The 21,113-nt window shown below is 59.6% G+C and carries 16 protein-coding genes and 1 other annotated feature; of the genes, 7 read left to right on the top strand and 9 right to left on the bottom strand.

The window, feature by feature from the left end; all coding sequences use genetic code 11:
- Position 1 precedes the first annotated feature (1 nt).
- From RBQ93_RS00240 to dapF, 5 genes are all read right to left on the bottom strand, one after another.
- Positions 2–1,408 (bottom strand): phosphoglucomutase/phosphomannomutase family protein, encoded by a 1,407-nt coding sequence (locus tag RBQ93_RS00240; protein WP_320369989.1) that lies wholly within the window; start codon positions 1,406–1,408, stop codon positions 2–4.
- Complete coding sequence (locus RBQ93_RS00235; RefSeq protein ID WP_320369988.1) at positions 1,408–1,689, bottom strand: EscU/YscU/HrcU family type III secretion system export apparatus switch protein; 282 nt, start codon at positions 1,687–1,689, stop codon at positions 1,408–1,410. Before RBQ93_RS00235 ends, RBQ93_RS00240 begins: the two co-directional genes overlap by 1 nt.
- Entirely contained in the window at positions 1,679–3,832 is a 2,154-nt protein-coding gene (locus tag RBQ93_RS00230; protein ID WP_320369987.1) for a flagellar hook-length control protein FliK, read from the bottom strand. The genes RBQ93_RS00235 and RBQ93_RS00230 overlap by 11 nt, the downstream gene beginning before the upstream one ends.
- 183 nt (positions 3,833–4,015) lie before the next feature.
- On the bottom strand, positions 4,016–6,580 hold the full coding sequence (locus RBQ93_RS00225; protein WP_320369986.1) for a glycosyltransferase family 1 protein: 2,565 nt from the start codon (positions 6,578–6,580) through the stop codon (positions 4,016–4,018).
- A 76-nt stretch (positions 6,581–6,656) separates the two neighbouring features.
- Positions 6,657–7,493 (bottom strand): diaminopimelate epimerase, encoded by an 837-nt coding sequence (gene dapF / locus RBQ93_RS00220; RefSeq protein WP_320369985.1) that lies wholly within the window; start codon positions 7,491–7,493, stop codon positions 6,657–6,659.
- Positions 7,494–7,634: 141 nt separating this feature from the next.
- On the opposite strand from dapF, the gene RBQ93_RS00215 reads away from it, so the two are divergent.
- The 4 genes from RBQ93_RS00215 (at position 7,635) to RBQ93_RS00200 (ending at position 10,902) form a co-directional block, all read left to right on the top strand.
- Positions 7,635–8,183 carry a gamma carbonic anhydrase family protein gene (locus tag RBQ93_RS00215; RefSeq protein WP_320369984.1) on the top strand — a complete coding sequence of 183 codons (549 nt, stop codon included), beginning with the start codon at positions 7,635–7,637 and terminating at the stop codon, positions 8,181–8,183.
- Positions 8,184–8,260: 77 nt separating this feature from the next.
- On the top strand, positions 8,261–8,554 hold the full coding sequence (locus RBQ93_RS00210; RefSeq protein ID WP_320369983.1) for a type II toxin-antitoxin system prevent-host-death family antitoxin: 294 nt from the start codon (positions 8,261–8,263) through the stop codon (positions 8,552–8,554).
- On the top strand, positions 8,551–8,991 hold the full coding sequence (locus RBQ93_RS00205; RefSeq protein WP_320369982.1) for a type II toxin-antitoxin system VapC family toxin: 441 nt from the start codon (positions 8,551–8,553) through the stop codon (positions 8,989–8,991). Before RBQ93_RS00210 ends, RBQ93_RS00205 begins: the two co-directional genes overlap by 4 nt.
- 77 nt (positions 8,992–9,068) lie before the next feature.
- Positions 9,069–9,292 (top strand) — a binding site (T-box leader).
- Positions 9,293–9,342: 50 nt separating this feature from the next.
- Complete coding sequence (locus RBQ93_RS00200; protein ID WP_320369981.1) at positions 9,343–10,902, top strand: 2-isopropylmalate synthase; 1,560 nt, start codon at positions 9,343–9,345, stop codon at positions 10,900–10,902.
- A 58-nt stretch (positions 10,903–10,960) separates the two neighbouring features.
- Here RBQ93_RS00200 and RBQ93_RS00195 read toward each other — a convergent pair whose 3' ends face one another.
- From RBQ93_RS00195 to RBQ93_RS00185, 3 genes are all read right to left on the bottom strand, one after another.
- A complete protein-coding gene (locus RBQ93_RS00195) occupies positions 10,961–13,777 on the bottom strand; it encodes a GPMC system transcriptional regulator (RefSeq protein WP_320369980.1) in 2,817 nt (938 codons plus the stop codon).
- Between the two features lie 145 nt (positions 13,778–13,922).
- Positions 13,923–15,767 carry a TIGR04442 family protein gene (locus tag RBQ93_RS00190; protein WP_320369979.1) on the bottom strand — a complete coding sequence of 615 codons (1,845 nt, stop codon included), beginning with the start codon at positions 15,765–15,767 and terminating at the stop codon, positions 13,923–13,925.
- A complete protein-coding gene (locus RBQ93_RS00185) occupies positions 15,767–16,531 on the bottom strand; it encodes a GPMC system MBL fold metallohydrolase (protein ID WP_320369978.1) in 765 nt (254 codons plus the stop codon). Before RBQ93_RS00185 ends, RBQ93_RS00190 begins: the two co-directional genes overlap by 1 nt.
- Positions 16,532–16,626: 95 nt before the next feature.
- Here RBQ93_RS00185 and RBQ93_RS00180 point away from each other — a divergent pair, with 95 nt between their 5' ends.
- Together RBQ93_RS00180 and RBQ93_RS00175 are read left to right on the top strand one after the other, a co-directional pair.
- Entirely contained in the window at positions 16,627–17,655 is a 1,029-nt protein-coding gene (locus tag RBQ93_RS00180) for a glycosyltransferase (RefSeq protein WP_320369977.1), read from the top strand.
- A gap of 129 nt (positions 17,656–17,784) precedes the next feature.
- Positions 17,785–18,951 (top strand): cytochrome-c peroxidase, encoded by a 1,167-nt coding sequence (locus tag RBQ93_RS00175; protein ID WP_320369976.1) that lies wholly within the window; start codon positions 17,785–17,787, stop codon positions 18,949–18,951.
- Positions 18,952–19,040: 89 nt separating this feature from the next.
- On the opposite strand, the gene RBQ93_RS00170 is transcribed toward RBQ93_RS00175, so the two are convergent.
- Positions 19,041–19,787 (bottom strand): hypothetical protein, encoded by a 747-nt coding sequence (locus RBQ93_RS00170; protein ID WP_320369975.1) that lies wholly within the window; start codon positions 19,785–19,787, stop codon positions 19,041–19,043.
- A 254-nt stretch (positions 19,788–20,041) separates the two neighbouring features.
- On the opposite strand from RBQ93_RS00170, the gene RBQ93_RS00165 reads away from it, so the two are divergent.
- Entirely contained in the window at positions 20,042–21,100 is a 1,059-nt protein-coding gene (locus tag RBQ93_RS00165) for a low specificity L-threonine aldolase (RefSeq protein WP_320369974.1), read from the top strand.
- Positions 21,101–21,113 lie beyond the last annotated feature (13 nt).

Here is a 21,113-nt window from a genome sequence, read left to right as displayed (position 1 = left end):
GTCAGATCCCGGCCAGCTGACGGGCTGAGCGCAGCAGTGTTTCAACCATCTCGGCCTCGCTGGCTTCGCTGTACAGACGCAAGACCGGCTCGGTACCGGAGGGCCGGATCAGCAGCCAGTCGCCATTATCGAACAGAAACTTGAAGCCATCACTGAAGTTGGTGCTGCTAACCGTCCGGCCAGCGATCACACGGGGTGGCTCATGCTGCAGCCGTTCCAGCAGACGAGCCTTCTCATCAGCGCCGATCCGGGTGTCGATCCGCCGATAATACAGTCGACCACATTCGGCCATCACCTCGTCCAACTGCTCACGAAGCCCTTTGCCGGTAACAGCGATGGTCTCCATCAGCAACAGCCCCATCAGGATGCCGTCCCGCTCGGGGATGTGGCCGGCCACCCCCAGGCCGCCCGACTCCTCGCCGCCCATCAAAATCTGCTGTTCAAGCATCAGCTCGCAGATATGCTTAAAACCGATCGGTGTCTCATACAGCGGCAGGTCATATTTTGCAGCCAGACAATCCACCAGGCGGGTGGTGGAGACGGTTTTGACCACCCCGCCAGTCCGCCCTTTGCGTTCCACCAGATGTTTCAGCAACAGTGCAAAGATGCCGTGGGATGAAAAAAACTCACCCTGCTCATCAACCGCCCCGATACGATCGGCGTCGCCGTCCAACGCCAGACCGACCCGGTAACGACCGCTCTTCAGCAGAGCGCACAGTTCGTGCAGATGTTCACTGATCGGTTCAGGCGGCCGCCCTCCAAAGGAGGGGTTCGGCTCATTATGAATCTCTTCCAGGCCCAGCAGACGTGCAAAAAAACCGCTGCCGGCCCCGTACATCGGATCGGCGATGGCCGTAATGCCGGCCTGTTTGATCCGTTCGACATCCACATACAGCCCAAGCTGGCTCAGATAGCCGCTGGTGGCGTCAAAGGGCACGATCAGTCCCTGACGGCTGGCCTCATCAAAGGGCACTGCAAGGACCAGACGGTTGTTTGCCTGATTATAGGCCACGATCTGTTCCAGCAGGCCGGTGGTGATGGGACGAGCCGAGCCGCCGTAGCCTTCCTTCACCTTGAAGCCGTTGTAGACCGGAGGGTTATGACTGGCGGTGATCATCACCCCAGCCCCGGCGCCTTGCTGCTTAACCGCCCAGGAAACCGCCGGTGTGGGCGCCACATCGTCGCACAACAGGGTCTTGATACCGTTACCGGCAGCCACCTCGGCTACTCTACGCGCAAAATCAGGCGACAGGAAACGACGGTCGTAGCCCACCACCAGCCCCTGCTCGGCCAAACCCTCCCGGGTCATCCAGTCCATGGTGGCCTGCGCAACCAGCGAAAGATTGTCAAAGGTAAATTCGCGGGCGATCACGCCGCGCCAGCCATCGGTGCCAAACTTGATCTGCATCAGGTCCCTTTCCTGCCCTCCATTTTATATAGCCAGACCAGCAACTCGGCCACCGCACGATAGAGATCAGGCGGGATATGCTGGTCAATATCCACCTGCATCAGCAAGGTCACCAACTCGGGTGATTCATGCACATACACACCGGCATCCTTGGCACAGGCGATGATCGCCTCGGCCATCACCCCCTTGCCCTTGGCAATCACCACCGGCGCGTAATGCCCCTGCTTGTAGGACAGGGCCGCTGCCACCCGTTCATCGGTTGTGCGCCGATTAGCGGCCATGACGAACCACGATGGATTGCACGTCAAGCCCGGCTGCGGCCAACTGATCCACCAGCTCCTCCCGGCCACCGTCCAGCAGCTGCGCTGTGGTTGGCTGACCTGTGGTCACCTGCACGCTGAGTCGGGTGCCGTTCAGGGTCAGGCTGGCTTCCACCTTCCCCAAGCCTGGCAAAGTCAACGCCACAGCGGTCTCCCACGGCGTGTCCTGCTGCTCCTGATCATGTTGGCCGCCGGCCTCCCGTTCGGCCACCCGCCACTCCATCTGTTGTCCCGGAAACAGCTCACCCTGGAACAGCAGTTGGCCGGTCTGCAGACTGGCCAACTGTTCCTTGATAATCGGCATAGCGCGCGGGTCGGCTGCCCCGTCTGGCACCAGGCCGGCCCGTTGTTTCAGGGCCGCTTCAAGCTGCTCGGCGGTGGCCTGACGCGGCACCAGCGGCAGAGGCTGCTGCAGCTGGGCAGACAGCCGCCCCTGCGGTTCCCGCAACAGTTCTTCTAACGGATAATCACCACTGAACCAGCGGGCCAGATGTGATTCATAGAACAGGCCGCTCTCACGCAGACCCTTGGCAAGCTGCTGCTCTAGCTGGGCAGGGTCGGCAGGAGCCCCCTGCAGCAGGGTCTTCAGGATACCAAGCCCTTCCTGCAGCGGCGCTGACCGATTCTGCATCCCCAGCAAGGTACTGACCCAACGGCCAGTCTCGCTGACCAGGGCGTCGCCCCCCTTGCCATGACGTACCAGGAGAAAGGCTGGCGGGTCATTGCCCACAAAGAACAGATTCAGGCCATCGCCGGCCTTGACCCCCTTGGGCAGCAGTACTTCCATATTCTGACCCGCCACCTGAATCATAAAACGGCCGCCACCCAGACTCTGCAGCACTTCACCACGCAGTTGCTGACCTACCTGGAACGGCAGGGTGCGCTCAATATTCAGCTGGGGCTCCACCAAGGCCATCCGGTTACCCTGCATCAGGGCCTGCAGCAGCTTCAACACCTCGTCATCGGTCTTGGCGGCAGTACGCCCTCCGGCCTGCCCCAGGAGCGCCGGCGAGGTCATAAAAGGTGTGGCGCCATAGATCATCGCCTCATCCATGATTGCCGCCAGGGCCGGTGAGCCGGGCGGCAGCGAACTGACCACCTGTTGCAAGCGACCCAGCACCGCCTGCTGCATCTCGTTCTGTCCGGCCTCGCTGCGCACCATCGTACTCAGCCAGCGGGCAGCATCGCTGACGGCAGTCGACTGATCCGACGCCGGTTGACCCAGTAGCGCGAATACCAGCCTGGGTTGTTGCGACACCAGTGCCAAGCGGAGCAGTTCACCCTGCTGTACCGGTCGGGCCAGCTGCAGCTCAAGCGACTCACCGGCCAGCTGTACCAGCACCCGCCCGCCTGGCAGCTGCCCCTGCACCAAGGCTGTGGCTTCATCACCAGGTTTGAGCGGCAAAGGATGCAGCGGCTGATTGGCCACATCAACCAATGTAAAGCGGGCACGCTGCGCAAGGTTGAGCAACAATCGGGAGGCGGTATCTTCAAACGGCGTGGCCGGGCGTCCGGTCAGACCGGTCGAGGGACCCGGCGGCTGGCCCGGCTCGCCTCCCACCTGCTGCCCCGCCTGGTTGGGCACCTGTCCGGTGGAGACCACCGCTGACCGCCCATCCGGGCGGTAGGTCAGAAAATCATCCAGAAAGTTGGCCAGCACACTGGTGTCACCGGAAGAGCGCCGTAACAGATCGCCGATGCTCTGCAACGATGAACGCATCCGGGGATCGCCCAGCAGATCCTCACTGGCAACCAGCAGCGACAACAAACGAGAGGCATCGGTAAGGTTGACCGGCGGCGCCGACACACCGGGCCGGGCCATGGCAAAGGTGGGACGGGGATCGCTGCCGACAAAGGTCAGCTCCAGGTTCTGGCCCTGGCGCACCTGAATCGGCAGTTCGAGATTGACCTGCTGCGCACCGATCCGCACCGGTACCCGGCCGGCCTGGGCCTGGCCCATCACCTCCGCCATCACCCGCTGGCCGGGCGACAACGACAGGGCCTGCACCCCGCCGGTGGCCGGTTCAGCTGTGACAAAGGACAGGTTGGAGCTGCGGGAGAGCAGGTCGTAGACCTGTTGTTGCACTTCGTTCGCTATGGCCATAAAACTCTTATCGGCAGGGATGATAACCGGCTACAGAATCCAGTATCGTCTAATTCAAAACCACAAAACCTGGCGAGGATGGCCACATGCAAGGCGCCCGGAGCGCAGCGACCGAGACATACCACCCAGGTAGGCGAGGGAGCGAGCACCGCGTAACGCAGCAGATGGCCACCGCAGCAGGTTTTAACCCCAGATCAAGTAGCCCGGCTCATACACCGCCCCCACCTGCGGATGCCGGGGCATCACCCGGGCCATCAAACCGTAACGGCCGCAGAAACGGCATTCCAGCACACCGCTGAAGCGGTGTTGGCCGTTGCCGAGGTCCGATTCATGCTGCAGGGCCACGGTCTCACCACCGCGAATCGTGCCCTGGTTATCAAGCACGCCGAAATAAACCCCCACGTCGACCTGCTCGATCGGAATGTCGCCCAGCGCCACCTGCACCGTCACCGGCAGACTACTGCCGACACCGATGGCATCGCTCAATTGCGCCTCAACCGCCTCAATCCGCACCTGAGGCCAAGCCTTGAATATCCGCTGTTTCCAGGCCGCCAGCTCTTTGGCCAGTATCAGCCCGTCGGCCTCCAGACGGGCCCATTGGCGGTAGGAAGGCAGATAGGAAAACTGGGCGTACTCCTCCACCATCCGGTCGGTTGAGAAGACCGGGCAAAGCGATTGCAGCGAGGCCTTCATGGTGGCCACCCAGGCGCGGGGCACACCATCGTTGCCCTGATCGTAGAACAGCGGCACCACTTCCTTCTCCAGCAGGTCGTACAGGGCGCGGCTTTCCACCTGATTCTGATATTCCAGGTCGCCGTAGACCTCGCCCTTGCCGATGGCCCAGCCGTTGTTGCCCTGGTAACCCTCGCACCACCAGCCGTCCAGGATGGAAAGGTTTAGACCGGCGTTGAAGGCCACCTTCATACCACTGGTGCCGCTGGCCTCCATCGGCCGGCGGGGGGTGTTCAGCCAGACATCCACCCCCTGCACCAGATAGCGGGCCACCTCCATGTCGTAGTCCTCGATGAAGACAATCCGATGCCGGAACTGCTCCATATGGGACACCTGCACGATCTGGCGGATCAGCTCCTTGCCTTCGTTGTCGTGGGGATGGGCCTTGCCGGCGAAGATGATCTGCACCGGCATCTCGGGATTATTCAGGATACGGGCCAGGCGGTCCAGATCCCGCAGCAGCAGCGTACCCCGCTTGTAGGTGGCAAAGCGGCGGGCGAAACCGATGGTCAACACCTCCGGGTCCAGCACCTCTGAGGCGATGGCGATCTCCTTGGCGGTGGCCCCCACCTTTTGCAGTTGCGCCTTGAGGCGACTACGGGCGAAATCCACCAGCCGTTCACGGGTGGCCTGACGGGTGCGCCACAACTCGGCATCGGGAATTTTGGCCACCCGCCGCCAGACGTTGTGGTCGGTGATATCCTCCAGCCAGCGGGTCCCCAGATAGCGGATCAACAGGGCCGCCATCTGGCCCGACATCCAGGTGCGGGTATGTACCCCGTTAGTGATCGAGGTCAGCGGCAACTGTTCTTCAGGCAGTTCCGGCCAGGTGTTTTTCCACATGGCACGGGAAACCTCGCCATGCAGCTGACTGACGCCGTTGGTGTGGCTGGCCAGCTTGAGGGCCAGCACCGCCATGCAGAAGGTTTCGTACTGGTCCTGCGGATTCTGCCTGCCCAGCCCCAGAAACTCATCCCGCGACAGGCCCAGCAGACGGATGTAGCGGGAGAAGTACTTGTCCAGCATGTCACTGGGGAAATGATCGATGCCGGCCTCCACCGGGGTATGGGTGGTAAAGACGTTGCCGGCCTGGACGATCTCCTTGGCCTCGGCAAAGCTGATCTTGCGCTTTTCCATCACCAGCCTGATCCGTTCCAGGGCCAGGAAGGCGGCATGGCCTTCGTTCATGTGGCAGACGTTGGGGATAATATGCAGCGCCCGCAGCGCCCTGACCCCGCCGATCCCCAGCAGGATCTCCTGCAGGATGCGCATCTCCTGATTGCCGCCGTAGAGCTGCGCTGTAATCAGCCGGTCTTCAGGGTTGTTCTCCTCCAGGTTGGTATCCAGCAGATAGAGCGGTATCCGCCCCACCTGCACCCGCCAGATATGGACCTTGAAGCGGCGAGGACCGAACTCCAGTTCCACCTCCAGCGGCCGGCCCTCGGCATCACGCTCCTGGGTAAGCGGCAGGTTGTAGAAATCGTTCTCTGGATAGATCTCCTGCTGCCAGCCCTCGTTGTTCAGATACTGACGGAAGTAGCCCTGGCGGTACAACAGACCGATGCCCACCAGCGGCAAGCCAAGATCGGAGGCACTCTTCAGGTGATCGCCGGCCAGCACCCCGAGGCCGCCGGAATAGACCGGCAGCGACTCGTGCAGGCCAAACTCCATGGAGAAGTAGGCGATCTTCATCTGCGCGTCGCCGTTATACTGCTGCTGGAACCAGGTCTTTTCGGCCAGATAACCGGTCAGCTTCTCATCCACCATGGCCAGGTGGGCCATGAAGCCTTCGTCCTGCTTGAGCGACTCCAGGGTGGTCTGCTGCAGAATGCCCAGCATCTCCACCGGATTGTGACGCGTCGACGCCCAGAGATCCGGGTCAAGCCGCCGGAACAGGGCGATGGCGTCCGGATCCCAGGACCACCACAGGTTGTAGGCGATCCGTTGTAAAGCGGCCAGATCGCCGGTCAGGGAAGGTACCACGGTGAATTTGTGCAGCAGCTTGGAAAAGTCCATGGCAAAACCTCAGGGGTAGGGGTCAGGGGACACGGGTCAGGCAAACGCTCAACGCCGGGTCTCCTCGTGACTGTTCTTAAATAACGATGTCGCCTGAAAACACTTCCGTAGCCGGTCCAGTCATAAACACCGGGCCATTCTCAACCCACTCCAACTCCAGATCGCCACCAGCCAGATGGTTCAGTATCTTGCGATCAGTAACATTATTCAGCACCCCGGCCACACAGACCGCGCTGGCGCCGGTGCCGCAGGCCAGGGTCTCGCCCGCCCCCCGTTCCCAGGTGCGCTGTTTGACTTCCGTGCGGGAGATAATCTCGATGAACTCCACGTTGGTACGGCGAGGGAACAGTTGGTGATTCTCGACCAGCGGACCGTAGGTGGCTACCGGGAAATTGTCCACGTCATCAACATAGATAATGCAGTGCGGGTTACCCATGGAGACGCAGGTGATCTTGAAGGTCCTGTCCAGCACGGTCAACTCTTCGGCCACCACCTGGGGCGCCGGATTGCCGTTCATCGGGATCTCTTCACGGGAGAGACGCGGCGGCCCCATATTGACCCGCACCCGCTCTACCTTGTTTTCCTGGTTGGGGAACAGTTGCAGAGTCAGGATACCGGCCCCGGTCTCGGCGCTAATCTCGGTCTTGGTGACGATGCCGTGGTCATAGGCGTACTTGGCCACACAGCGGATGCCGTTACCGCACATCTCCGACTCGGAACCGTCGCTGTTGAACATCCGCATCCGCACATCGGCCTTGTCGCTGGGCATGATCAGAATCAGGCCGTCGGAGCCGATGCCGAAATTGCGGTTACTGACCTTAATGGCCACCTCGGCCGGATTGGCCACCTGCTCCTCGAAACAGTTTACATAGACATAATCATTGCCGGCACCGTGCATCTTGGTGAATTTCATTACTTCTTCCTCCGTCGCGGTTCGTAATCTAGGTTATTAAAACTATCAGAATCAGGGCAGGCCAACAAGACGAAATCATGGACGCTGTCTGACGATTACGGGTATACTACCTTCTCCAGCTCAACCCCAGGAGAAAACACCATGATCAAACCTTTTAAAGGGATGCAGCCCCAGATCGCCACTTCCGCCTTCATCGCCGAAACCGCCGTGGTGATCGGCGAGGTCACCATCGGCCCTGAAGCCAGTCTGTGGTACAACGTGGTGGCCCGCGGAGACGTCAACAGCATCACCATCGGTGCCCGCAGCAACGTGCAGGACATGACCATGCTGCACGTGACCCACAAAAAACATGCTGATGATCCCGGCGCGCCGCTGGTGATCGGCGACGACGTCACCATCGGCCACAGCGTGACCCTGCACGGTTGCACCCTACAGAACGGCTGTTTCATCGGCATGCAGGCCATGGTGATGGACAAGGCGGTGGTGGGTGAAGGGGCCCTGGTGGGTGCCCGGGCCCTGGTCACCGAAGGGACGGTCATCCCGCCCCACACGCTCTGGATCGGCGCGCCGGCCAAGTACAAACGTGATCTGACCCCGGACGAGATCGCCTGGCTCAAGAAATCGGCCGATAATTATGTGCGTTATTCACGGGAGTTTCTGGAGGAGGGGTTGGGCGAGAACTTAACCTAATAATCGGACCATGCCCAACAGAACCAGATTGACAGATCATTGCAATATGACCATATTGGTCATATGGAGATAATCGTATGCAAACTGCAGCTGTTTCAGAACTAAAGGCATCTACAAGCGAATACCTTGCAAAGGTTAAATCAGGAGAAGAGATTCTGATAACCGACAGAGGTCTGCCGATTGCAAAAATCATCCCTCTTCGCCGCACTGGCGATGCGCTGACCGCCCGCATGATGCATCTTGAACGAGCCGGCATGATCCGCAGAGGGAGCGGCAACATTCCAGATAATTTCTGGACTGAGCCACGACCCCAGGATAGCCGGGGAGCTGCGCTGGCGGCACTACTCGCTGAACGGGAAGAAGAGCGATGAAGTTCTGGGATAGCTCGGCAATTATACCACTGTGCCTTGAAGAACCTCATTCAGATACCTCTCGCCAGCTTGTGCGTGACGATGGAGAACTGGCCTTCTGGTGGGGCACCCCTGTGGAATGCAGTTCCTCGTTTGCACGATTACGACGCGAAGGCGGCATATCTGTTGATGATGAACAGCAGCTTCGTCATCTCGTTGATCAGCTCATCCAGAGCGGCACTGAGATTTCTCCATCCGAAGAAGTCCGCGCAACAGCCCGTCGATTGTTGCTTCGCCACCCGTTGCGGGCTGCTGACTCCATGCAATTGGCTGCTGCTCTGGTGTGGGCCGAGAACAAACCGGATGACCTTGGTTTTGTTTGCCTAGACAAACGGTTACGAGATGCGGCCCGCATTGAAGGCTTTACGCTCTTCCCGCAGGAGCTGCCCGATGTTTGATATTTACAAACCTAACCCCTGAAAAACAAAACAGTTGACGGACTGATCAGCTCTTTTTATGATGATGCAACATTTGCAAAAAGGCAGGGAAGAGGAGTAGTAACAGAGGTAGATCCTTTGAGAGAGCCGGTGGGTGGTGCGAACCGGTGGATTGAGCCTGCGAACTCGCCTCGGAGCCGCTCCGGTGAACCAACCAGTAGTCGGAGACGTCTTGTCCACGTAACGGATCAATGAAGGTTCGCTGTCATCAGCGAACAAAGTAGGGTGGTACCACGGAAGCTCTAGCGCCTCCGTCCCTGCAACGGGGCGGAGGCGTTTTCTATTTTCAGACACCACACAGGAGGTTGCGGCATGGCCAAGGCAAAGGCAGCACCAAAGGACGATACGCGCGTTATCAAGATTTTTGACACCACGCTGCGGGACGGCGAGCAGGCCCCCGGCAACAGCATGAATATCGAAGAGAAGCTGCGGGTGGCCAAGCAGCTGCAAAAACTGAACATTGACGTGATCGAGGCAGGTTTTCCGATCGCCTCGGAAGGGGATTTCGAGGCGGTCAAGAAGGTGGCCCAGAGCATCAAGGGGCCCGAGATCGCCGGCCTCTGCCGTTCCAGCGAAAAGGATATCGACCGGGCCTGGGAGGCGTTGAAGTACGCCGGTGAAAAGGGACGTATCCATACCTTCATCGCCACCTCGGACATCCATATGAAGTACAAGCTGAAGATGGAGCCGGATCGGGTGCTTGAAAACGCCGTCAAGGCAGTAAAACGGGCGGCCAGCTACACACCAAACGTCGAATTTTCCTGTGAGGATGCGGTGCGGACCCGCCTGCCGTTTCTGGCCCAGGTGGTTGAGGCGGTGATCAACGCCGGCGCCACCACGGTCAACATCCCGGACACCGTCGGCTACACCATCCCGTTCGAATATTTCAACATCATCAAATACCTGAAGGACAATGTACCCAACATTGAAAAGGCGATCATCTCGGTACACTGCCACAACGACCTGGGCCTGTCGGTGGCCAACTCGATCGCTGCGGTACAGGCCGGCGCCGGCCAGGTGGAGTGCACCATCAACGGCATCGGTGAACGGGCCGGCAACTGTTCGCTGGAAGAGTTCGCGATGATCCTGCGCACCCGCCGCGACATCCTGCCGTTTTCCACCAACATCGTGACCGAGCAGTTGACACCGGCCAGTCGTCTGTTGTCCAGCATCACCGGCATACCGGTGCAGCCCAACAAGGCTGTGGTGGGGGCCAACGCCTTCGCCCACGAGTCCGGCATTCACCAACACGGCATGCTGATGGACAAATCGACCTACGAGATCATGACCCCTGAATCGGTGGGCCTGACCGCCAGTGCACTGGTGCTGGGCAAGCACTCAGGCCGCCATGCCTTCAAGAAACGGCTGGAGGAACTGGGCCACGAGCTGAATGACGAGATGCTCAACCGAGCCTTTGACCGCTTCAAGGCGCTGGCTGATCTGAAGAAAGAGGTCTTTGACGAGGATCTGGACGCCATCGTGACCGACGAGGCGCGGGGTGAGGACAAATACAAACTGGAGCATATCACCGTGACCTGCGGCTCCTTTGCGGTGGCCACCGCCACGGTGCAGATGGAGATCAACGGCACGCCGGTACGCACCGCCGAGCTGGGGGACGGCCCGGTGGACTCGGCCTTCAAGGCGATCAAGAAGCTGACCAAATCCAAGGCCAAGCTGACCCAGTACAACGTCGGCTCCATCACCGGCGGCACCGACGCCCAGGGTGAAGTGACGGTGCGGGTGGAGGAAGGCGGCCAGACCGTGGTGGGCAAAGGCTCATCCACCGATATCATCGTGGCCTCGGCCAAGGCCTACATTCACGCTTTAAACCGGCTGCACAGCAAACAGAAACGCCTGACTGACGCAGTCTAACATCCCTCTGTCGACCAGACGGGGCGGCCCATAAGCCGCCCCGTCTGGTTTCCCGCCCTCAGATCTTGACCGTCTTGTAGAGAAAGTTCTTGAACCTGTAAAGCAGTTTACGCTGTTCATCGGCCGTAGCACCGTCGGTAACGGCCCGCAGATAGCGGGCCACAGCGGGCAGCGGACGGCCTGCCACCGACCGCGACTGCTCAACCACCATCCGTACCACGTCACGAGAGATGTCGTTGCGGGAAAACGGCTCATAGACATCCTGCCAGAAATCACCACCCTGCCGGATACGATCCATGATCTCGGCCGAGAGCTGTTCCGTCAGACTGCGTCGACTGGCATCGACCACCTGCCCGCCCCCCAGGCCGGCGCTGGCAATGGCCTGTCTGATTGCGGCGCCGGAAATAACCCCTGACCGCCTGAAGAACAGTGCCCGCAACAGGATCGACCGCAATTCACGAATATTACCTTCGTAGTGGTGCTGTACCAGGGCCGCCTTGGCCTCTTCGCTCAGCATTGGCGGATCATCGGCATCCTTAGCCCCGCGATAGGTGCGGTAGAGCTTGCCCAGAAAGTGTACTGCCAGGTCCGGGATATCTTCACGCCGTTCATTGAGCGATGGCAGCCTGATCGAGAGCTCGGCCAGACGATGGTAGAGGTCTTCGCGAAAACGGCCGGCAGCAATCTCTGCCGGCAGATCCTTGTTGGTGGCCGCCACCAACAGTACACGGCTGTAACGCTCCGTATTTTCGCCTAATCGCACAAATCCGCCGTTATCCAGAAAACGGAGCAACTGCACCTGGGTCTTGGGGTCGGCGTCGCCAATCTCGTCCAGGAAGACCACCCCCCCCATGCATTCTTCCAGAATACCGCGCCGGTCACTGTAGGCACCGGTAAAGGCGCCTTTCTTGTGGCCGAACAGCTCGGAATAGGTCAGTTCACCACTGTAGGCGGCGATGTTGGTCTTTTTGACCGCCAGCTCTCCACCAGCACCAAACTGTTCCCGATAGAGCGAATTGAGGCTGTTGTAGAAGTTGTTGAAGAAAAATTCCTTGCCGGAACCGGTGGGACCGGTGACCAGGATCGACGGCAGGCCGATGGTGGCCTCCTGGATCACGTTCTTGTGCCAGAAGACGATCCGGTTAAAGAGTGGGCCGGACACGGTGGTGATGAAATCTACCACCGCCTGGGTGGTGGGTGCCAAGCCGATGATATTGCCCAGCCGGTAGGAGGAGATGTGGGGATCCTTGTAGCCCACATCGGTGGTCAACCGCTGTACCTCGCCCTGCAGGCGCTCGATCCGCTGCAGGTCAGAGATATGGCGGGCGGTAAGCGAGCCGATGATCTGCAGGATGCGGCGGTGTTCCTCGCTGAAGTAGCCGTAGCGCAGCGAGTTGAGGCAGATCACGGCAATTACCTCGCCGTCGCAGACGATCGGTACGGCGATCTCGCTCTTGAGCAGTTCACTCATCGAGCGGTGAAAACCCTCTGTTCCCCGCTCCTCTTCAACGCTGCGAATGATCTTGGGCTGCTGGCACCAGGCCACGTAGCCGGTCAGGCTGCGTTCCTCGGGCGGCAGCTCATGTCCTCCCACCGGGAAGGGAGGGATGTAGCGTTTGAGCCATTCCTTGTTTTTGGCGCCAACGATGGTGCCCTGCTCATCCTCCACCACCAGCCAACGCCTACCTTCACGCTCCTCCACCAGGGCGATGCTACCGGTGTCGGCACCGATCAACTCGGTGGCCTTGGCCAGCACCTTGGTAAGAAACGGCTGCAGGGCACCGCCACTGTCGTTGAGCAGGTCCGTAATTTCCGACAGCACCTGAATTTCCAGATGCTCGCCGCCGCCAACACCACTGAGCACACTCTCCACCATCTGTGCGTGCTCCTGCAGGAGTCCCATCTCGAACTCAGAAAAACGGTATTCATCACGGCAGAAATAATTAACCAGGCAGATCACACGGCGGGTACGGGGATCAAAACGGGGTACCACATACAGCGAACGCAGCGACATCTGCTCGGTCAGGGCCTTTTTCTGCAGGCTGTGACGGGCCAGATCGGCGATAAACAGCGGTTTCAACAGACGGTCGTCGCTGATGGTGGCCTGTTCGTCAACATAACGCGAGATCAACGACGCGCCGGGCTCCAGCTGAATCGCCCCCAAACGGTTGTACTGCTCACGCAGCGCATCTTCCTCCGAAAAGCTGGCCAGCACCTCCAGCGCGGCACTGCCATCGGCGGCCACTACCGGGGTCAACACCGAGGCCAGGGCCACCTTGCTCACCAGACGCACGGCCGAACGGACCATCAGGCCGGCTGCCTCGCGTTTTTTTGATTCTTCCAGCCGACGTCCCAGCTGCAACTGCTGGTGGTAACCACGGGCGTCATCCAGCTGATCAGCAACGGCAGCGATAAAATCGGCCAGCTGACTCTTGACTCTACCGCCAGGTTCGGCCTCCGAGGGACCGCGATCAATACAAAGCACCCCAATCGACTTGCCCCGGCTGACCAATGGCAGTCCGGTACTGGCATGGATGTCGAACCGGTCACAAAAACCGCGATCCAGCGAGGCGGAGGGAGTATCGTCACGCCGCAACTCGGCCGGATATTGGCTGGCAAAGACCCGAGAAACCATGGCGTCCTGGGCAATGATCGGGAAGGCCACCGTGCGCAGCGCAGCGCTATCGGCGCCGGTCGCCGCAACACAGGCCAGTGAGCCGTCCACCAGGTCTTCAAGGTACACCCTGACACGGTCATGACCCGAGGCCAGGCGCACCCCTTCAGCCAGCACATACAGCAGCTCGGTCTGATTCTCCTTGCCATAGGAGGCGACCTTGCTGCGCAACTCCTGTAGCGCGTTCTCTATCTGTTCCATGATGGCCGCTCCCACTGTGTGAAAAAAATACACGGCAGTGTAAACCACCTCTTGTCAGGGCGTCAACTCGATAACCGGTGCAGGTGTGCTGCGGGGGCAAAACGGGCGGGGCAGAACGGCTGCCGACAGGCTGTGCAGACGTCTGCTAACTCAGACCCTGGCGGATCTGATACAGCTCTTCCAGATCAAGGCCGTTATTTTCGTAATATTCGCGCTCCAATTCCTCAACATAAAAACGATCAAGTCCGGAGCTGGCCAGGAACTGCTCACGGGCAGCAGCATCCTTGGTGGCAACGATCTTCGGCAACAGGGTCTGCAGATAGGTGGCCTCTTTCTGCAGGGTCTGGATCACCTGCTGGAAGACCTCTTCCGGCACATCCCCCTTGATCCGCTTACTGGACTTCAGCTCTTCCACCACCTCGCGCCGTAGGGCATCCTGATCAGCCTTGGTGGCGAAACTCGAGTAGAAGTTGCGCACCCGGCGCTGCACCTGTTCCAGCAGCAGCAGGTAGAGCCGCTCCTCCTGGTCAATGGCGTTCAACCGCAGATACAGCTGATGGACCGTTTGCTGTTCACGCTGGACCTGGTCAATCCCCTCCAGCAGGGTCGTCATCTTGAGTCGCCCATACCGCCCCAGATAGGGATTGCTGAACAGGTCGCGCAGGAACAGTTCGTCAAAGCAGCCGGCACCCAGGTTATCAAAGGCGGCCTTGTGCTCCACCAGCCCCTGCAGCAACTCCTCGCTGATCCGCACGTTTTCCATGAAGGCCAGCTGCCCGATCAGGGACATGGTGCTGTCCAAACGGTCCAGATAGGTAATGATGTATGAAAAGCCCTCCATCAAGGCCGGGTCGGCGCCGTCACGGATCTTTTCATCACAATCCCGGCTGAAATCAAGCATCAAACGATCGAAATGCTGATCCCGGGTGGTGACTGCCCGTTTCTTTGAGCGCAGCAGGGTCAGCATATCAATCCGGTCCACCGAGCTGTCGATCTCGCGGCCATGCAGGAAGAAGCCCTGCAGAATCTCGCGGGTCTCGGCGACATAATCCTCTTCAGCCGTAGCCTGCTTCAGGCCGCGCCCCTTTTTCAACAGTTCGTCAAGGGTGGCAAACAGCGCCCCCGGAATCTTGTTGCGCACCGACAGGGTCTTCAAGCGGTTCAGCCGTGCGTTATCCAGCGGGTTGATCTCATTGCGGGCGTTACAAGCCACCAGAATGCTGCAGTACTCATCAACAATACGGCGGTTCAACGGATGACGGTACATGACATCGATTCGCATCCGCTCCTGCTGGTAGCGGTCAATCCGGTGGGTGGTGGCCAGGTTCACCAGCCGCGCAAAATCGTCATCGGCGATCTTTTTGGATCGGAAATAGAGGCTGCGGAACAGATCGCGGTAGTCCTTATGGTGCGTATTGATCAGCTTGACCATAAACAGCTGGGCCGCCGGGTCCTGTAACAACGGGTACAGTTCGGCCACCAGCTGGTCGTCGCGCTCTTCACCGACGTTTGGCGACCGCTTGAGGGTCTTGCCCAGCAGCCGGACCAGTTCTTCCTGTTGTTCCTTCAGCCGGCGGGGCAGCTTCTGCGAATGGACGAAAAAGAAGTAATTACAGACCGCGTTGCCTTCAAAAAAGATGGTGTCGTAGGATTCCTTGCCGGTGGTTCGCTCGCTGAAGCGCACCGCCCCCCGCTCAGCGTCGGTGCGGGCGCCGTACATCACCAGCCGATTGATGATATCCGGTTTGGAGAGATCGGTGGGCGGCTGCTCAACACCGAACATGTATTCACAGAAGTAGCCGCCATTGCCTTCGTAGGCAACACCGTGGGAGCCAAGGACAAACTCGTTGCCCGGCGAAAAGATGCGCAGCTCGCCATGTTCCTGCACAATATTGAAGAAGTAGCGCTGATAGGCCTCGGTGCCTGCCACCAGCACAAAATACTCAATACCGTTTCCCAGATGGCCATGGAGGCGTATATCCTTCTGCATCACTCTTCCCCCAACTGCAGCGTCAAGCCATCGTAGGCGAACTCAACCCCTGCCGGCAGCTGTGCCGATTCGGCATAGGCCACCTCATGGGTCAGGTGTGTCAGGATTATGCGGGCTGCGCCCAATGTTTGCGCCACGGCTATTGCACCCTGAATATTAAAATGGAACGGATGGGACGACCAGCGCAGACCATCGATCACCACGGTTTCCACACCCTGTAGCAGCGCTAACGAGCTGTCCGGTATTGCGCTGCAGTCGGTCAGGTAGGCAAAACTGCCGATCCGGTAGCCACAGGAAAAGCCGGGGCCATGCACCAGCTTAATCGGCACCACGCTCAATCCGAACAATTCAAAGAGACCGTCAATGCTGACCGGCTGCAAGAGCGGTGGATGCGTATCCTGCACCCCACGTTCAAATATGTAGCGAAATCCGCCCAGCAGCTTTTCCAGTACCGCAGGGCTGGCGTAAGCGGGCACTACGGAACGATGGCGAAAATGAAAACCGCGCAGATCGTCGATACCGTTGACATGGTCGGCATGGGCATGGGTAAACAGCACCGCGTCGACCTGGGTGACCTGCTCCCGCAACATCTGCTGCCGCAGATCGGGGCAAGTGTCAACCAGAATATTCCGACCGCCAGACTGGATCAGCAACGATGCACGCGTACGCTGATCACGCGGGTCTGCCGAGCGACAGACCGGGCAGTCGCAACCCACCATCGGCACGCCCGTTGAGGTGCCGCTCCCAAGCACGATGATCTTCATAGGGAAGCGCAGAATACCAGAAGCGAACCCCGACGGGCAAGGTGCATTTCCCCTTTTGCCTTGCATCAAAACCATCGGCACCCGATAATAACCGCATGCGTATCGTCCTCTTCAGCCCCTTCACCAACGGCCCCTTGCGGGGTAATATGATCACCGTGCAGCGCATTGCACACCACCTGCCAGCCGTTGACTGCGAAAGCACGACTATCGGGCTGGACACCACCAGCCTGGACCAAGCCCAGCAGTTGATCGACCGTTTTCAGCCCGAGCTGTTGCATGCCTTCCATGCCTACCACAGCGGGCCAGCCGCCCGCCTGCTCGCCCTACGCAACAGACGCCCCTATCTGATCACCATGACCGGCAGCGATCTGTACGACCCCAACTTTTACAACCATCCCGACACGTTACTGGCGCTGCAGGATGCCGCAGCCATCACCTGCTTTGACCCACTGGCAGCCGAGGAGCTCACCAGATGCCATCCCGAACTGAGGGCACGGGTGCAGGTCATCCCGCAGGGAGTCACCCCTCTGGCTGCATCTGAGCCGTTCCCACGTCAGCACGGCAGCTTCATCATCCTGCTGCCGGCCGCCATCCGCCCCGTTAAAGGTGTTCTCGAGGCCTTTACCGCCCTTGCCCCCCTGGCCGATCAGAACCCCAAACTGCAGCTGTGGGTTGCCGGTGGTGACCTTGATGCAGACTATGCGGCCCAGGTGCGGCAGCAGGCAGCCGCATTGCCGTGGGTACGACTGTTGGGTGAAGTTCCCCACCAACGGATGGGTGAGCTGTTCGTCGCCTGCGACCTGGTGTTAAACTACTCCCGCTTCGAGGGTGGTATGGCCAACACCCTGCTGGAAGCGATGGCATCCGCCAGACCGGTCATCGCCCGTGATGTGGCCGGCAACCGCTCCCTGATCCAACAGGGCGAAACCGGCTGGCTGTTCCAGGATCAGCAGCAGTTGCGCCAACTGCTACAGCACCTGCTGGCTCACCCCAAGCTCCTGAAAGAGCCGGGGGCAGCGGCCAAGATGCTTGTCACCACCCGTTTTTCTCCTCAACACGAGGCAGCCAGCCTGGCTGCACTGTACGCAAAAGTCATGCAAGCGATAGAGCATCTGCGAGTTTGAGCAAAGTATACCACGACCGCAGGTTGTGGCAATTGCGGCTTGACAAGCGGGGACTACCTTATAAAATCCTCATGAACTAACACTCCACCATCTGAAGCAGTCTATGCAATTCCAGGAGGTTGAACCACCATGCACAGCGTGCTTATTGTCCTTTGCCTGTTGCTATCGGCCCTGCCGGCAGCAGCAATTCAGCTTACCCCCAAGGAAGAGCTGGGCAAGCTGCTCTACTTCGACCCGCAACTCTCGCTGCAGAAAAACCAGTCCTGCTCCACCTGCCATATGCCGCCCGGTTTTGCCGACCCAGAGAACGTTGCCAATCCCAAGCAGAATGTCGTGTCCAAGGGCTCGGTGCCGGGCAAGCTGGGCACCCGCAACACACCCAGCGCCGCCTACGCCGCCTTCAGCCCCCATTTCCACTGGAATGGCGAGGAAGGCCTGTACGTGGGGGGGCAATTCTGGGATGGACGAGAACCGACGCTGAAGGCCCAGGCCAAGGGACCATTCCTCAACCCGGTGGAGATGGCGATGATCAGCCCCCGCTCGGTAAAAGAGGCGGTGCGTCACCCGGACAACCCGCTGTTGCCCACCTACCGCCAACTTTTTGAGCAGGTCTATAAGGTCTCGTTGCACAACGTCAACCTGGCTGACCCGTTGGTGGCGGAGATGTTGTACGACATGGCCGCCGACGCCATCGCTGCCTACGAAAAATCGCGGGAGTTGAACCAGTTCAGCTCGAAATATGATTACGTGCTGGCCGGCAAGGCCAAGCTGACCGCACAGGAACGCCGGGGGCTGCAGCTGTTCAACGGCAAGGGACTCTGCAACAAATGCCACATCTCGGCGCCGCTCAAGGGTCCTGACGGCAGCATGATCCCGCCGCTGTTTACCGATTTCACCTACGATAACCTGGGCATACCCCGCAGCAGCAACCCGGCCATTGCCCAGGCGCCCACCGACCTCGGCCTGGGCGGTCGACCAGAGATCGCCGCTCTTGACCCCAAGGGATTACAGAAGGGGAAATTCAAGGTGCCGACCCTGCGTAACATCGCCTTGACTGCACCCTACGGCCATAACGGCTACTTTGCCACCCTGACCGAGATTGTTGACTTCTACAACACGGCCGGCCTGCGCGGCAGATGGCCAAAGCCGGAGGTGCCTCAGAACGTGAACCGCGAGGAGATGGGCAACCTGAAACTGACCAAGAGCGAAGTGGCGGCCATTGTGGCCTTTATGCGAACCTTGAGCGATGGTTACGGCAAGCCGTTGGCCAATATCACCCTGCCACCCTTCCCCTGACCCGGCCCATAGACCGATCAGCCACAACAAAGGGGGGCGCAGCCAAGCTGCGCCCCCCTTATGTACTTACAAGCCATCTCGGAATAATGTCAGAAGTTGATATCCAACTGAGTGGTAAAGGTCGGCTTCCCGCCGGGCTTCTCATCCTGGAACGGGTTGTAGACGTTTACCCCTACCAGGAGGGACACATTGGGGGTAAAGGCCCAGGCAGCGCCGGCCGACAAGGCACCAAAGGCGTTGTTGCCGCTCATGTAATCCACCGCCATCCAGAGCTTATCAGAAATCTCGGGCATGCTGCGGTCCCAGGAGAGCATCAGGCCATTATTGTTGCTGCCAAGACTCTGCTCAGCCCCGTGGTAACCGCCCGCCGAGATCCGTCCCACCACCGGCAGGGTCTTGGCAACCAGGCCATAGAGGATATTGGCGGAAAGGGCCGTGTCGGCGGTATTCATGCCAAACATGCCGACGGCCAGGGCCGGCATACCTTTGAAGGCGGCATCTTCAGGCATGGCAGCCTTGACGTTGAAATAGGCCGGGTGGTCACTCATGGCTGAATCTTCGCTCTGCAGACCATCGGTCAGGTAGTCGACCCCCACCTCCAGTTTGAGTTTTTCGAACGGCAGCACACCCACAGTAACGCCGGCGTCGAAGGTATTGACACCTGCATTATCAGCACTTGAAAAACGAAGGTAATTGTCGATGCTGATGTTCACCTCACCAAAACCTTTGGCATCGGTGGACGGGATCCAGATCTGCCCCGAATAGGTTGCCATGGCGGCACTGCTCATGGAGAGGGTCAACGCTGCGGCCAACAGGGTACGTGCGACGAGTTTCATACTGATTCCTCCTTTAGGTTGGTCTGACGACGAGAGTGGTAACGAGCCTTGCCTCCCTGTTCATCAGTAACCGTGCCAACCAGGCCGACCAAACTGGCAGACAACAAAAACAGCTTGATTTCCGTGTGGTTAGCCGACAAAATGGCTGAACACACGACTGGATGATGGTGAAAAAACATTCGAGCCGTTACCATCAGTGCCTAGATAGCCACCAGCTAGTGCTACTTTTCTGATCACCACCACACGGAGTTGCCATGACCATCCACAGCACCTACCGATTGGCCTTTGCCAGCGACAACTATGCCGGCATCTGCCCCGAGGCCATGCAGGCTTTGCAACAGGCAAACAACGGCTATGCCGCCTCCTACGGCGACGACCGCTCCACAGAGCAGGCCTGCAGCCTGATTCGGGAACTGTTCGAAACCGACTGCCAGGTCTTTTTCGTCTTTAACGGTACCGCCGCCAACTCATTGGCCCTGGCCTCGCTCTGTCAGTCCTACCACAGCATCATCTGCCAGGAATTCGCCCATATCGAGACCGACGAATGCGGTGCTCCGGAATTTTTCTCCAACGGCACCAAGCTGCTGCTGGCCGGAGGTCACCACGGCAAGATCGACCTTACGGCAGTGGAACAACTGATTACCAAACGCAGCGATATTCACTACCCCAAGCCACGGGTGCTGTCGCTGACCCAGGCCACCGAGCTGGGTACGGTCTATACCCCGGATGAGCTGCAGGCCGCCGGTGACCTGGCCCGCCGCTACGGCCTGCGGCTGCATGTGGACGGCGCCCGGTTTGCCAATGCGGTGGCCAGCCTTGGCTGCCACCCGGCCGATATCAGTTGGCGGGCAGGTGTTGATGTGCTCTGCCTGGGTGGGGCCAAGAACGGCATGGCACTGGGTGAGGCGGTGGTTTTTTTCAATCAGCAGCTGGCGGAGGAGTTCGACTACCGCTGCAAACAGGCCGGGCAACTGGCCTCAAAGATGCGCTTTCTGGCTGCCCCCTGGATCGGCATGCTGCAATCGGGCAGCTGGCTGGAACGAGCTCGTCATGCCAACCGCAGTGCGGCCCTGCTTGAAGAACGCTTGCGCCAGCTTCCGGGGGTCGAACTGATGTTTCCACGGCAGGCCAATTCGGTCTTTGTACGGATGCCGCCCGAGGTGCTGCAAGGGCTGCAGGCGTTGGGCTGGCGTTTTTACAGCTTTATCGGCGCCGGCGGTGCCCGGCTGATGTGCTCCTGGGCCACCACCAGGGACGAGATCGAGGCCTTTATAAAAGACGCAGCCGCATTGGCTACCCAGGCTACGGCTTAGCGCCAGGGCACCG

Source organism: Trichlorobacter sp., assembly GCF_034008105.1.
Classification (GTDB): Bacteria; Desulfobacterota; Desulfuromonadia; order Geobacterales; family Pseudopelobacteraceae; genus Trichlorobacter.
The sequence above is the reverse complement of the archived record's forward strand: the minus strand, read 5'-3'. Positions and strand labels throughout refer to the sequence as shown.

Bases quoted from the DNA above. Each gene is read 5' to 3' on its own strand.
- RBQ93_RS00240 (WP_320369989.1), bottom strand. From the start codon at position 1,408: ATGCAGATCAAGTTTGGCACCGATGGCTGGCGCGGCGTGATCGCCCGC.
- RBQ93_RS00235 (WP_320369988.1), bottom strand. From the start codon at position 1,689: ATGGCCGCTAATCGGCGCACAACCGATGAACGGGTGGCAGCGGCCCTG.
- RBQ93_RS00230 (WP_320369987.1), bottom strand. From the start codon at position 3,832: ATGGCCATAGCGAACGAAGTGCAACAACAGGTCTACGACCTGCTCTCC.
- RBQ93_RS00225 (WP_320369986.1), bottom strand. From the start codon at position 6,580: ATGGACTTTTCCAAGCTGCTGCACAAATTCACCGTGGTACCTTCCCTG.
- dapF (WP_320369985.1), bottom strand. From the start codon at position 7,493: ATGAAATTCACCAAGATGCACGGTGCCGGCAATGATTATGTCTATGTA.
- RBQ93_RS00215 (WP_320369984.1), top strand. From the start codon at position 7,635: ATGATCAAACCTTTTAAAGGGATGCAGCCCCAGATCGCCACTTCCGCC.
- RBQ93_RS00210 (WP_320369983.1), top strand. From the start codon at position 8,261: ATGCAAACTGCAGCTGTTTCAGAACTAAAGGCATCTACAAGCGAATAC.
- RBQ93_RS00205 (WP_320369982.1), top strand. From the start codon at position 8,551: ATGAAGTTCTGGGATAGCTCGGCAATTATACCACTGTGCCTTGAAGAA.
- RBQ93_RS00200 (WP_320369981.1), top strand. From the start codon at position 9,343: ATGGCCAAGGCAAAGGCAGCACCAAAGGACGATACGCGCGTTATCAAG.
- RBQ93_RS00195 (WP_320369980.1), bottom strand. From the start codon at position 13,777: ATGGAACAGATAGAGAACGCGCTACAGGAGTTGCGCAGCAAGGTCGCC.
- RBQ93_RS00190 (WP_320369979.1), bottom strand. From the start codon at position 15,767: ATGCAGAAGGATATACGCCTCCATGGCCATCTGGGAAACGGTATTGAG.
- RBQ93_RS00185 (WP_320369978.1), bottom strand. From the start codon at position 16,531: ATGAAGATCATCGTGCTTGGGAGCGGCACCTCAACGGGCGTGCCGATG.
- RBQ93_RS00180 (WP_320369977.1), top strand. From the start codon at position 16,627: ATGCGTATCGTCCTCTTCAGCCCCTTCACCAACGGCCCCTTGCGGGGT.
- RBQ93_RS00175 (WP_320369976.1), top strand. From the start codon at position 17,785: ATGCACAGCGTGCTTATTGTCCTTTGCCTGTTGCTATCGGCCCTGCCG.
- RBQ93_RS00170 (WP_320369975.1), bottom strand. From the start codon at position 19,787: ATGAAACTCGTCGCACGTACCCTGTTGGCCGCAGCGTTGACCCTCTCC.
- RBQ93_RS00165 (WP_320369974.1), top strand. From the start codon at position 20,042: ATGACCATCCACAGCACCTACCGATTGGCCTTTGCCAGCGACAACTAT.